General features: G+C 60.8%; 11 protein-coding genes and 1 tRNA gene. 11 read left to right on the top strand and 1 reads right to left on the bottom strand.

Annotation, left to right across the window (positions count from 1 at the left end):
* Positions 1-4 precede the first annotated feature (4 nt).
* Positions 5-361, top strand: a complete 357-nt coding sequence (locus ACTIEN_RS00550; RefSeq protein WP_439521145.1) for a carboxymuconolactone decarboxylase family protein — start codon at positions 5-7, stop codon at positions 359-361.
* Positions 362-386: 25 nt separating this feature from the next.
* Here ACTIEN_RS00550 and ACTIEN_RS00545 read toward each other — a convergent pair whose 3' ends face one another.
* Positions 387-971: a TetR/AcrR family transcriptional regulator gene (locus ACTIEN_RS00545; RefSeq protein ID WP_439521144.1), complete on the bottom strand. Its 585-nt coding sequence runs from the start codon at positions 969-971 to the stop codon at positions 387-389.
* A 97-nt stretch (positions 972-1,068) separates the two neighbouring features.
* On the opposite strand from ACTIEN_RS00545, the gene ACTIEN_RS00540 reads away from it, so the two are divergent.
* From ACTIEN_RS00540 to ACTIEN_RS00495, 10 genes are all read left to right on the top strand, one after another.
* Positions 1,069-1,350 carry a hypothetical protein gene (locus ACTIEN_RS00540; protein WP_439521143.1) on the top strand — a complete coding sequence of 94 codons (282 nt, stop codon included), beginning with the start codon at positions 1,069-1,071 and terminating at the stop codon, positions 1,348-1,350.
* Positions 1,351-1,426: 76 nt separating this feature from the next.
* Positions 1,427-2,713 carry a homoserine dehydrogenase gene (locus ACTIEN_RS00535; RefSeq protein ID WP_439521142.1) on the top strand — a complete coding sequence of 429 codons (1,287 nt, stop codon included), beginning with the start codon at positions 1,427-1,429 and terminating at the stop codon, positions 2,711-2,713.
* A gap of 86 nt (positions 2,714-2,799) precedes the next feature.
* Entirely contained in the window at positions 2,800-3,765 is a 966-nt protein-coding gene (glpX, locus tag ACTIEN_RS00530; RefSeq protein WP_439521141.1) for a class II fructose-bisphosphatase, read from the top strand.
* 10 nt (positions 3,766-3,775) lie between these two features.
* Positions 3,776-5,524 carry a single-stranded-DNA-specific exonuclease RecJ gene (gene recJ, locus ACTIEN_RS00525; protein ID WP_439521140.1) on the top strand — a complete coding sequence of 583 codons (1,749 nt, stop codon included), beginning with the start codon at positions 3,776-3,778 and terminating at the stop codon, positions 5,522-5,524.
* Between the two features lie 137 nt (positions 5,525-5,661).
* Positions 5,662-5,736: transfer RNA gene (locus ACTIEN_RS00520), tRNA-Glu, on the top strand.
* Positions 5,737-6,183: 447 nt separating this feature from the next.
* A complete protein-coding gene (locus tag ACTIEN_RS00515) occupies positions 6,184-9,810 on the top strand; it encodes a DUF4214 domain-containing protein (RefSeq protein WP_439521139.1) in 3,627 nt (1,208 codons plus the stop codon).
* Between the two features lie 126 nt (positions 9,811-9,936).
* Positions 9,937-10,470 carry a sigma-70 family RNA polymerase sigma factor gene (locus ACTIEN_RS00510; protein ID WP_439521138.1) on the top strand — a complete coding sequence of 178 codons (534 nt, stop codon included), beginning with the start codon at positions 9,937-9,939 and terminating at the stop codon, positions 10,468-10,470.
* The gene (locus ACTIEN_RS00505; RefSeq protein ID WP_439521137.1) at positions 10,467-11,186 is read left to right on the top strand and encodes an anti-sigma factor; all 720 of its coding nucleotides are present in this window, start codon (positions 10,467-10,469) and stop codon (positions 11,184-11,186) included. The genes ACTIEN_RS00510 and ACTIEN_RS00505 overlap by 4 nt, the downstream gene beginning before the upstream one ends.
* A gap of 404 nt (positions 11,187-11,590) precedes the next feature.
* Positions 11,591-11,758: a hypothetical protein gene (locus ACTIEN_RS00500; RefSeq protein ID WP_439521136.1), complete on the top strand. Its 168-nt coding sequence runs from the start codon at positions 11,591-11,593 to the stop codon at positions 11,756-11,758.
* Entirely contained in the window at positions 11,755-12,186 is a 432-nt protein-coding gene (locus tag ACTIEN_RS00495) for a glyoxalase superfamily protein (RefSeq protein ID WP_439521135.1), read from the top strand. Before ACTIEN_RS00500 ends, ACTIEN_RS00495 begins: the two co-directional genes overlap by 4 nt.
* Positions 12,187-12,243 lie beyond the last annotated feature (57 nt).

Here is a 12,243-nt window from a genome sequence, read left to right as displayed (position 1 = left end):
CGACATGAGCTGGACCGATTTCATGAAAGACACCGTGGCGCGTCTGGATGTGCTGCAGAAAGAAACTCCGGAAACCTTTGCCGGGTTCAATCAGATGGGAAAGGCGGCGAAGACGCCGGGTGCCTTGGATGAGAAAACCAAAGAGCTGATTGCGCTGGGCATCGCGATTGCAACCCGCTGCGACAGCTGCATCGCGTTTCATGTCAAATCGCTAGTCCGATTGAAGACCACCCGAGAGGAACTTTGCGAGGCGTTGGCGATGATTGCCTATATGGGGGGCGGGCCGTCGGTGGCCTTTGGTGCCAAGGCGCTTGAAGCCTATGACGAATTTTCGGGTGGCAGCGCAGGCACATCGGTTTAGCGAAAAAGCCCTTTCGAAATCTCTTTCACGTCACCGCTTTGCGCACCATATCCCAGTAAACCGCCTCGACCTCGGGCAGCGACAACCGCCCACCGCTGCGATACCAGGTGTTGACCCCGTTCAGCATCGCAATGATCGCGAGTGTCGTTAGCTTGGTGTCAGCCAAATGGAAGTGACCTGCATCACGCCCCGCCTGCAGGAGTGACTCAAGCGCGCCTTCGTAGCGTCGCCGCAGATCCTCGATGGTCGCAAAATTTTCCGACGTCAGATTGCGCAGCTCCATGTAAGATATGAACACCGCTTTCGGGCGCTCCAGGTGAAAGCGGATATGGAACCGTGTAAACGCCTCGAGCCTGTCCTGGGGCGCGCCCTGCGTCGGTTCATTCGCCCGTGCCGTCATGAGGTCATCCATATGCCCTCGCATCAGATCGAAGAGCAAGGATTGTTTGTCCGGGGTATAATTGTATAGCGCACCAGCCTGCACACCGACCTCTTTTGCGATCTGGCGCATCGAGACAGCCGCGTAGCCATGGCGGGCAAACAACGTCAACGCAGCCTCGCGGACACGAGGACCGGTGATATCCGAATGTGAACCAGCAGTACGCGCCATGGCTGACAGATTATCTGAACGCTTGTTCAGATCAAGCCCGTGGTTGCGTGAATGCCTTTGCTGCGGCATGACAGGTGTCAAAGAAGGAGCAGTGCAGATGTGGCGGGCTTGGATCATCCTCTGGTTGGCATTGACCGCCTGCGCGGACTTCCCTGAGGTGGATGCGGCGCTGGCCCAGGGCGACCCCGTTGCGGAATACCCGGCATTGCTGCCGTTCGAGCAACTGCTTGCTGCCGAGGAACCGCGCCTGACCGAAGCCGATGACGATGCGTTGCGTGCGCGGGCAGCCGGTCTTCGCGGTCGTGCCGCCGGGCTGCGTCGACCAGTGATTGATCCAGGAACCCGTGACCGAATGAACGACGGTGTGACACAACCCTGATCAGGCCCGTTGCAGCGACGTAGACAAGGCGCTATTGCGGGCGAAAATCACGCCTGTCTGCAAAAGGATTGCCCGAATGACTGAACCTCTGCGCCTTGGAATTGCGGGTCTGGGCACTGTTGGTGCGGGAGTCGTGAAGATCATCCGGCAAAAGGCCGCCCTGCTTGAAGCGCGCGGTGGCCGACCGATCACCATTTCCGCAGTCTGCGCGCGCAACCGTGTCAAGGACCGCGGCGTGCCGCTCGACAGCTATGACTGGGAAGACGATCCCGTCACGCTGGCACAACGCGAGGATGTGGATGTTTTCGTAGAGTTGGTCGGCGGAAGCGACGGTCCGGCCAAGGCGGCCACCGAAGCAGCCCTGCGCGCCGGCAAGGACGTGGTCACCGCGAACAAGGCGCTGCTTGCCCACCATGGTCAGGATCTTGCCGAGGCGGCAGAAAAGACCGGTGCAGTCTTGCGGTTTGAAGCAGCTGTTGCGGGTGGGATTCCCGTTGTCAAAACGCTGACCGAAGGGTTGGCGGGAAATGACATCACGCGGGTCATGGGTGTCATGAATGGCACCTGCAACTACATCCTGACACGGATGGAATCCGGTGGCCTGACCTATGATGCCGCCTTTGCCGAGGCGGATGCGCTTGGGTATCTCGAGGCTGATCCGGAGCTTGACGTGGGTGGCATTGATGCCGGTCACAAGCTGTCGCTTCTGGCGTCAATTGCGTTTGGCACCCAGGTTGATTTCGACGCGGTCGAGCTTGAAGGCATCGGACGGGTGAGCATCGAAGACATTCGCCAGGCCGCCGACATGGGCTACAAGGTCAAGCTTCTGGGTGTCTGCCAGATGACCGGGCGCGGGCTCGAACAGCGCATGTCGCCCTGTCTTGTCCCTGCGACGTCACCCTTGGGCCAGCTTGACGGTGGCACCAACATGGTGGTGATCGAAGGTGATCAGGTCGGCCAGATCGTGATGCGCGGCGCAGGTGCGGGCGAGGGCCCGACGGCCAGCGCTGTTCTGGGGGATGTTCTGGACATTGCCCGCGGCACGCGGATTTCGACCTTTGGTCGCCCCTCCGGCACCCTGACCAGGTCGAAGGCGGCCAAGACCGCAACGCCTGCCCCATATTATCTGCGCCTGATGCTTCTGGACAAACCGGGTGCGCTTGCCAAAGTTGCGGCGGTGCTGGGCGAAGCGGGCGTGTCGATCAATCGGATGCGTCAACGCAGCCACGACCAGAACACCGCACCGGTCCTGATCGTGACGCATAAGACGACTCGCGCCGCCCTGGACAACGCATTGGCCGCGATGGTTGGAACAGGGGTGGTCGAAGGCGAACCCGTCGCGCTGCGGATCGAGCATGTCTGACAGCTTTAGCGCAATCAACCTTGTCACCCATGTGCCACATGCTTAACAGGCTGAGTAACTGAATTTATTCGCGACTGGAGAGTGTCATGACCACGCGCCCTGATTTCAACGATCGTATGCTGTCCTTGGGTCTGGCGCGTGTGGCGGAACAAGCCGCCATCGCCACAGTCGATCTGATTGGGCGCGGCGACGAAAAAGCTGCCGATCAGGCCGCCGTCAACGCGATGCGCGAACAGTTGAACCTTCTGGATATCGCAGGTGTCGTTGTGATCGGCGAAGGTGAACGCGACGAAGCTCCGATGCTGTTCATCGGTGAAGAGGTCGGAAGCGGCAACGGACCGGGTGTGGACATCGCGCTGGACCCGCTCGAGGGCACGACGCTCACCGCCAAGGACATGCCCAATGCGCTGACGGTGATTGCCATGGGGCCACGCGGATCCATGCTGCACGCCCCTGACGTCTATATGGAAAAGCTGGCGATCGGACCCGGATTTGCCAACGATCTCGTCACGCTGGACATGTCCCCGAAGCAACGGGTGGCTGCGCTGGCCAAGGTCAAGGGGTGTCGCCAGAGCGATATCACCGTCTGCGTCCTGGAGCGTCCGCGCCACGAAGACATGATCGCCGAAATCCGCTCCACCGGGGCGGCGATCCGGCTGATCACCGATGGCGACGTTGCCGGCGTGATGCATTGTGCAGAGCCGTCGCAAACCGGCATCGACATGTATATGGGCACCGGCGGCGCACCCGAGGGTGTACTTGCAGCAGCCGCGCTCAAATGTATGGGGGGGCAGATTCAGGGCCGTTTGGTGTTCCGCAACGAAGACGAAAAAGCCCGCGCTGCGAAGGCCGGAATCACCGACCTCAACAAAATCTACAGCCGCGACGACATGGTAACCGAAGACGTCATCTTTGCCGCCACGGGTGTAACCGGCGGATCGCTTTTGTCCGGGATCAAGCGCGAGGTCGGGTTTTACACGACCGAGACACTGTTGATGCGTTCGAAAACCGGGTCGGTCCGGCGGATGACATACCGAAACCCGATGCACTGATGAGGCAGGCGTGACCGGCTATCTGGGCGTTGACCGGTCGCTGACAGGGCGGCATTGGATCGGACCGGCACCCGAGGTGACGCGGCTCGCCGAAGCTCTGATGCAGCAGACGGGACGCCCGCCCGCCTTGTGCCAGACCCTGTCCCGTCTGGGTGTGTCGGCGCAAGACGTGCCCACCTATCTTGAACCGACGCTTCGGGCCTTGCTGCCCGACCCCCGGTCCTTGCGCGATATGGAGCGGGCTGCGGCGCGTGTGTTGCAGGCGGTGCAGAAGCGCGAACGCATTGCCATTTTTGCCGATTACGATGTCGATGGCGGCGCATCTGCGGCCTTGCTGATTGACTGGTTGCGCCAGCTCGACCGAAGCGCGACGCTGTATGTCCCGGATCGGATCGACGAGGGGTATGGCCCGAACGAACCCGCGATGGAGGCCTTGGCCCGAGACCATGATCTGATTGTCTGTGTGGATTGCGGAACCCTGTCTCATGGCCCGATTGCAGCGGCCAAGGGGGCCGACGTCGTGGTGCTGGATCACCATTTGGGGGCTGAGACATTGCCGGACGCCCATGCCGTCGTAAACCCGAACCGACAGGACGAAGACGGGGCATTGGCACATCTGTGTGCCGCCGGGGTTGTGTTTCTGGCGCTGGTCGAGGCAGGACGCCAGATGCGGGAGGCTGGTGCAAAAGGGCCTGATCTGATGGCGATGCTGGATCTGGTTGCGCTGGCGACGGTGGCGGATGTTGCGCCGCTCAAAGGCGTCAACCGTGCCTTGGTGCGGCAGGGACTCAAGGTCATGGCACAAAGGGCGCGGCCGGGATTGGTCGCGTTGTGCGATGTGGGTCGGCTGGACAGCGCTCCGAAATCCTATCACCTTGGCTTTGTCCTTGGTCCGAGGGTCAATGCGGGGGGCCGGATCGGCAAGGCGGATCTTGGTGCGCGCCTGTTGTCATGCACCGATCCGCACGAAGCCAAAGCCATGGCAGAGCGTCTGGATGCGTTGAACACGGAACGTCGCGAGATTGAAGAAGGTGTGCGCGCGCAGGCACTTGAACAGGCCGAACAGCGCGGATTCGACGCGCCATTGGTCTGGGCCGCTGGTGAGGGCTGGCATCCCGGTGTGGTCGGGATTGTCGCGTCGCGATTGAAAGAACGGACCAACCGCCCGTCTATAGTCATCGGTTTTGACGGGGATGACGGAAAGGGGTCGGGCCGTTCGGTCAGTGGCATCGACCTTGGCGCGGCAATCCAGAAACTGGCAGCGGAAGATCAGATTCAAAAAGGCGGTGGTCACAAGATGGCCGCAGGCCTGTCCTTGTCACGAGACCAGCTGGAACCAGCCATGGCGCGCCTGACCGAGCTGTTGGCGAAACAGGGCGCTGACCAACTGGGGGCGGCCGATTTCCGTCTGGATGGACCGCTGATGCCCGGCGCTGCCACGCCAGAGCTTGTGGACCAGCTAGAGGATGCCGGACCCTTCGGTGCCGGGGCGGCCGCGCCGCGTTTTGTCTTTCCGGACATGCAGATCGCCTTTGCAAAAAGGGTCGGCAGTTCGCATCTCAAGGTCAGCTTTGGCGACGGGATCGGTGGGCGCATTGATGCGATTTGCTTTGGCGCTTTCGATGGCCCGCTGGGTCTTGCACTGGAACAGCACGGCGGCGCACGATTCCATCTTGCCGGGCGTCTGGAGATCAACGAGTGGGGCGGCCGCCGTTCGGTTCAACTGCGTTTGGAAGACGCGGCGCCTGCTGCTGAGTGAGGCCTTTAAGCCTCTGTTTTTGAATGTTTTTCAAGATCCGCCTTTCGCAATCCGTCCCAAAACAAAAATACGCACAAACCAACGAATTTCCGCTTGCATGGCCGCCCGGCTTTGCCTAAACACCGCTCACCAAGCGTGGCCCGTTCGTCTATCGGTTAGGACGCCAGGTTTTCAACCTGGAAAGAGGGGTTCGATTCCCCTACGGGCTGCCACATATCCTCCCAACGAACAAAATGAACCGCCTCGACAGGCAAAGTTGATTAAATTCAACCAACTGTGCGGGTGCCGCACAAGTCTGCTGTCCATGCGGGCCTTCTACCGATACCTCTCTCGGACACTGAAAGCTCTGGTATGAACTGACCTTTGGTTCGCAGCGGTCCACCTCTGTCCCCTGCACCGGAACGCAACAACATACCGGTCTCTCGGGAACATCTGTGCGTCACGAAACGATCCAACGTCTCTGTGTGGGAATGTCGATTCCCACGCGTCCAACGGCAACGCGAAGGACATTTCTTTTTCCGCCCATGCATCCAAACGCTTCTCCCGTGTGTTTTTAAGGTGTCGGGCGCGCAACGCCACGGCCTGGCGGTATGCAAGCTGCGACGATGGAGACCGCCTGAGACCAGAACAAGACTCGTCGCGCCAACTGGGAGACCCTCATGTCCAATACGTACTTCAACCAGCTCGAAACTGTGCTGAATTCCGCAAATTTCGTCTATGTCGCTGACTTGACGGCGCTGAATGGTTCTGGCGTGGAGGCGACAGCTTTCCTCGCGGTCGAGGGAACCACGTTGACTGTTGCGACGGTTGCGCGGGGTGTGACGCCGGATCAACTCCATATCCAGCACATACACGGGCGCTTTGACGATGCTGGCAATCCAATCGACTCGGCCGCGCCGACACTTTTCGACGATACCGATGGTGACGGATATGTTGAGGTGCTTGAAGGACTGGCCGCCTATGGGGACGTTCTACTGTCGCTTGAGAACCTGAATGACGGCACGCACAACGACCCCGTCGCAAACAGCGCGGGCGAGATGCTGACGATCAACAGCTACGACCTGACCGACGACGACAATTTCTTCTCGACCGTCACGGGAACGGAATTCACCGCCGCAGACCTGATGCCATTGCCCTTGCGCGAAATTGTCATCCACGGTGCCGAAGTTCCCGAGGGTGCCGGCGCTGGTACCGATGGCGCGATTGACGGGACTGGTGGGTTCAAGGCAACGCTGCCGGTTGCGGCAGGCTCAATCGAGGGATCGAGCCTTGAGGGTGCGCTTGCAAAGCTTGCCATTCTTGGTGGAGGAGATCGACTGACGGAAGGTGACGGCGCGGTGGCCGATCCGGTTGGCGGCATTGCATACGGCGATGACGCGAGTGCCAACGGTGCAGATGCCGTTGCCATTGGTGATGAGGCGAATGCGTCTGGTGCATCGACCACGGCAGTCGGCGGCGAGTCGGACGCTCTTGGTGTAGCGGCGACTGCTTTTGGATGGCGCGCGTCGGCTGAAGGTGAACGTGCGCATGCGTTTGGGCACCTTGCCGATGCAGATGGCGATTTCAGCCTTGCAATCGGCGAAGCGGCGTCAGCCGCCAGCGACAACGCAACCGCCATTGGCAACGCGGCGTCTGCCGACGGACGCGATGCACTTGCCATTGGTGACAGCGCAACGGCGACCGGCGGTCCGTCGACAACAGCAGTCGGTGGTGAAAGCACGGCGAATGGCGTGGCGGCAACCGCCTTTGGATGGCGTGCATCGGCTGAGGGCGAGCGTGCCCACGCCTTTGGACACCTCGCCGATGCAGAGGGCGACTTTACCCTCGCGATCGGCGAAGCGGCCAGTGCCGTCGGAGATTACGCAACCGCAATCGGCAACCAGGTGAGCGCGGACGCGTTCGAGATCGCGGTTGGGGGTGGTGACGCCACCTATACCCTTGCCGGTCTCTCGGGCGATGGCGGCATTCTTATGGTCGACGCCGAGGGGCGGCTCAGCCTTGATGCGATTGCCGGTTTTGGGATCGACGCGGACGACTCGCCAATGACCACCGCGCCCACAGTTTCGACTCCCACCGCGGCCATGGCGGCGGATCCGAGACCGCAGGACGAGATGAGCGCCCCGACGTCTGAAGGGGCTTCCACGGCAAACGGCGTTGGTGCGATTTCAGTTGGCAATGGTGCAACGGCTGACGGGCGCGATGCGCTTGTGATCGGGGACGCCGCATCGGCCACGGGCGGCCCATCGACGACGGCTGTCGGGGGCGAAGCGAACGCCACTGGAACAGCCGCGACTGTCTTTGGCTGGCGGGGCTCTGCCGAAGGAGAACGCGCGCATGCCCTCGGCCATATTGCCTCGGCGGACGGTGATTTCAGCCTAGCGGTTGGCGAAGCCGCCAACGCCACGGGTGACAACACAACCGCCATCGGCAACGCCGCGAGTGCGATGGGTGTCGATGCGCTGTCCATCGGCGATTCCGCGATGGTGAACGGGACATCCACCACAGGTGTCGGCGGTGAAATAACCGTCGATGGCATTGCCGCGACGGCATTTGGCTGGAAGGCGTCTGCGACTGGCGAGCGCGCCCACGCGCTGGGCCATATCGCAAAAGCGGATGGTGATTTCACCCTTGCAGTTGGTGAAGCCGCCAGCGCCACAGGCACCAATGCGGTTGCCATAGGTTCGAACGTCATCGCGGACGAGGCAAACGAATTTGCCTTGGGCCTTTCGGAGCATTCCTACATCTTCTCGGGGCTTGGCAGTGATGTCGGCGTGTCGGGTTGGCAACTTGTCGGTGTCGATGCAAACGGAACGCTGGCCATTGCGTCGTTCGGCGGCGGTATGGACTCCCTTGCAGGCTCTGCATCAGCGCCGACATCTGCCATGCAAGCCATGTCGATGCCCGCGAACAGGGTTTCCCTTGGGGATGGGGAAACCACCGAAACAACCGGCACCATCACTCTCGGGAATGGTGCTGGCGCAACTGGGCGCGATGCGATTGCGATTGGCGATCAGGCCCTTGCGAACGGGACATCGACAACGGCTGTCGGAGGTGAGAGCACTGCAAACGGCACTGCGGCCACTGCATTCGGCTGGCGGTCGCTCGCTGAAGGGGAACGTGCGCATGCACTAGGCCATATCGCAACCGCGCAGGGTGATTTCACACTTGCCCTGGGCGAGGCCGCGATGGCCGGTACGGACAACGCAACGGCCATAGGCAATGGCGCAAATGCAGCGGGCGTTGATGCGCTTGCGATAGGCGACATGGCGCATTCCGCTGGCACCTCGACAACCGCTGTCGGCGGTGAGAGTAGCGCAATGGGCACTGCCGCCACGGCCTTTGGTTGGCGGGCGTCGGCAGAAGGAGAGCGCGCGCATGCGTTCGGCCATCTTGCAGATGCAAGCGGGGATCGCAGTCTAGCGGTGGGTGAAGCAGCCACTGCCGAAGGTGCGCGCGGCATCGCCATCGGATCGAACGTGACTGCAACTGGCGACGATGCGGTGGCGCTTGGCAATGACATGCACGACTACATCTTTGCCGGGCTTGGCACGAATGTTTCAGAGGGAACAAAGGCTGTCGCCGTTGATCAGGAGGGCCTCTTGATGTCCGTCAACGTCCTGACCGCCAGCGGCGCTGTGACGAACGGCGGCGATGATGCGGATCTGATCATCGGAACAATGGCTGCCGAAACGCTCAACGGCCTTGGCGGAAACGACAAGTTCATTGGCCAAGGTGGCGGCGACATGATTGATGGCGGGGGCGGTACCGATATCGTCGAGTATCAACTCGCGCGGACCGACATCATGCAGACCCTGAATGAAGACGGTTCCATTTCCGTCAACTCGGCAACGGGCGTCGATACTCTGGTGGATGTCGAGCGTATCTCACTTGAGGATGGCGCGTTCATCTTTGATCTGGAGGGGGAAGACGCTGCATCGGTCTATCGGCTTTACGATCTGTTCGAACGGTCCCCGGATGAAGCAGGACTGCGGTTCTGGAGCGGTGTTGCCGACACGACCGGCGATCTCGATTTCATCGTCGAAAACTTCATCTCCGGTTCAGAATACACCGACACATACGGCGGGACCGGCACGCTGGAGTTTCTCGACCTTCTCTACATGAATGTCCTTGACCGCGAGAGCGACCAGGCCGGCGTTGATTTCTGGTCGGGTGCCATCAACAGCGGTGCAGTGGATCGTTCCGATGTGATCCTCGACTTTACCGACAGCGTAGAGAACGCCGCCGACCACGCGGCAGTCACGGATGACGGGTTCTTCGTTGTCTGAAGGCTGTTGCGAATGCAGGACGCGGGGGAATGCCGCGTCCTGTCGCCAGACTGCCAAATAGCATGTTGTCGCCCCGGCTTTACAACCTTACGTTTCGTCTGAAAGCCAGTTTGGGGCCTCAAAGCTATGATCGATCACGCAAAGGCGATTCAGGATTGCGCGCAAGGCAAGCATGCGGGACTGCAAGCAATCTTCGAGGCCGAGGCGCCACAACTGATAGGTGTCGCGATGCGAATCCTCAGACGGCGTGATCTGGCAGAGGACGCCGTACAGGAAGCGTTTGTTCAGGTCTGGACGAAAGCAGCGCAGTTTGATCCCGACCGTGGTTCCGGCAGGGGCTGGGTCTATACGATCGTGCGCCACCGCGCCCTGAACATATTGAGAGACGCCAGCCGCGAGATCCCGAGCGAACCTGCACATCTTGATGCCCATGTCGCGCGTGACGACGCGGTGACGCAAAGCTTTGATCGTCTTGAGGAAACAAGCGCATTACGCACCTGCCTTGAACAGCTGAACGCCGTTACGCGGCGTTGCATTTTGATGGCTTATGTTCTCGGGTATTCGCATGGTGAGATCGCGGGAAGAATGGATGCGCCCCTCGGAACCACGAAGTCGTGGATCACGCGCGGCTTGCACAAGCTCCGGGAGTGCCTCTCATGAGCCACGACAAGAAAGAACGTGCCGACGACTATGTCCTGGGGCTTTGGGGCGCCGACGGTGAGTCCGTCGAGAACGAGATACTAAGCGATCCGGAGCTCATGCGCGAGGTTGGCCGGAGCCGTGACCGGTTTCTGCCACTGGATGATACCGCAGAGCCGATGGCGCCTTCGGACGCACTTTGGCCCAGCATCTTGCGCTCGATCGAGGACACGCGCGCTTTCCCGCCGGTTGACGGGCGCGGGTCCGCGCGGGGCCGCGCTCCATCAGGGCGCACTGGATCAGGGCGCACTGGCCGCATGCGCGCACTTCTGCCACTCGCGCTTGCCGCGTCGCTGGTCCTTTCGGCGGTACTTGGCTGGATGGTGGTCTCGGAACCCGAGGCCAAGGTTGTGGCCGTTCTCGTAAACGATGACGGCAATCCGTTCGCTTTGGTTGGAACCAATGACCGGAATATTGCAGAAATCACGATCCTGTCCGAGGTCGACATCCCGGCGGGGCGGATCATGCAGGTCTGGACCAAACCTGACCCGGACGGCCCGCCGGTGTCCGTGGGTCTGATTGATCAGGTCCGGTCGCTGGTGCTGCGTTCACCGGATTTGCCATCGCCAACGGTTGACCAACTCTACGAGATCACGGTCGAACAGGAAGGCGGATCGCCGACGGGCCTGCCGACAGGTGAAATTCTTGGCAAGGGCTTTACCCAGCCGCGCCTCTAGACAGGCAGCAATCGGCGTCAGAAATCCACAACGGTTCGTTCCGGGCGCATGCGACCTCACCAAACAGATGTCGCACTGCGCGTTTCTGCGGCCCGTCCGATGACTTGAAACCGCCCAGACGACTGTATTGGGATCATGAACGCGCGCAGCACATGCGTATTGCCTTCGCGACAAGACTATCTTAAGGCGATGCAAAGGTGTCGGGCACCTGCCGCCTGTGGACGCAAGTCATGGTGAAGCCCCGGATTTCGACGACATCTCACCCTCGAAGCATTTCGCAGGTGGGTAATACAGGCTCCCTCCCGATCCGAAATGCCTCTCTGGAGGAGTGAGCGATGTCTGTCAGACGCGCTGAACATGCGGTTGAAATTTCCTTTCTGACGATACCGATTGGGCGATCGTTCATGGCCAACGCCGTGGCCATGGCGGTCGTCATGCTGTTGACGGCACCCACAAGTTTGGTTGGACGAGGCATCCTTGCCGGTGCCTATGGTCTGGTCCTCGCCATCCTCTTTCTTTCTCGCGGCTTCATGGTTGCCGCCATGTCACCAGGATCAAGGAAAATCGCATGACCCAATTATCTCTCGATACCGTCAAGGCACAGGCCAAGGCGCTCCGACAGGCATTGAATACCGATGGAACGGAGGTGAGCCATGCTCAGGCTCTCGAACTCATCGCCCGGCAGCATGGCGCAAGGGACTGGAATACCCTGCATGCCCGGCTCACCCAGCGAAATCACCCTCCGGAACTGTCCTTGGGGGATCGTGTGTCAGGGCAGTATCTTGGTCAGGCTTATGATGGCGAAATCGTCGCCCTGTCCGGATCCGCGACCCATCGCCAGGTGGAGATCAAGCTGGATCGACCGGTTGACACCGTTCGGTTCGAAAGCTTCTCGAACTGGCGCCATCGGATTCGCGGCACGCTTGACGCAGACGGTCGCAGCCACCGCAAGACGTCGGATGGCCTTCCGCATCTGATTGTCGACAAGGCGTCCCGGTGACTTGGGCGTCTGATGCTGGCAAGGCGCAATGACCCATTGATCATGTTGGCCAAGCGC

Origin of the sequence: Marivita sp., assembly GCF_051859345.1 — a bacterium.
Lineage (GTDB): Bacteria > Pseudomonadota > Alphaproteobacteria > Rhodobacterales > Rhodobacteraceae > Marivita.
Note: the sequence above shows the minus strand (reverse complement) of the source record. Positions and strands in the feature narration are given on the sequence as shown.

Excerpts from the sequence above, each read along its gene's own strand:
- ACTIEN_RS00515 (WP_439521139.1), top strand. The coding sequence starts at position 6,184 with ATGTCCAATACGTACTTCAACCAGCTCGAAACTGTGCTGAATTCCGCA.
- glpX (WP_439521141.1), top strand. The coding sequence starts at position 2,800 with ATGACCACGCGCCCTGATTTCAACGATCGTATGCTGTCCTTGGGTCTG.
- ACTIEN_RS00550 (WP_439521145.1), top strand. The coding sequence starts at position 5 with ATGAGCTGGACCGATTTCATGAAAGACACCGTGGCGCGTCTGGATGTG.
- ACTIEN_RS00500 (WP_439521136.1), top strand. The coding sequence starts at position 11,591 with ATGGCCAACGCCGTGGCCATGGCGGTCGTCATGCTGTTGACGGCACCC.
- ACTIEN_RS00545 (WP_439521144.1), bottom strand. The coding sequence starts at position 971 with ATGGCGCGTACTGCTGGTTCACATTCGGATATCACCGGTCCTCGTGTC.
- ACTIEN_RS00510 (WP_439521138.1), top strand. The coding sequence starts at position 9,937 with ATGATCGATCACGCAAAGGCGATTCAGGATTGCGCGCAAGGCAAGCAT.
- ACTIEN_RS00540 (WP_439521143.1), top strand. The coding sequence starts at position 1,069 with ATGTGGCGGGCTTGGATCATCCTCTGGTTGGCATTGACCGCCTGCGCG.
- ACTIEN_RS00505 (WP_439521137.1), top strand. The coding sequence starts at position 10,467 with ATGAGCCACGACAAGAAAGAACGTGCCGACGACTATGTCCTGGGGCTT.
- ACTIEN_RS00495 (WP_439521135.1), top strand. The coding sequence starts at position 11,755 with ATGACCCAATTATCTCTCGATACCGTCAAGGCACAGGCCAAGGCGCTC.
- ACTIEN_RS00535 (WP_439521142.1), top strand. The coding sequence starts at position 1,427 with ATGACTGAACCTCTGCGCCTTGGAATTGCGGGTCTGGGCACTGTTGGT.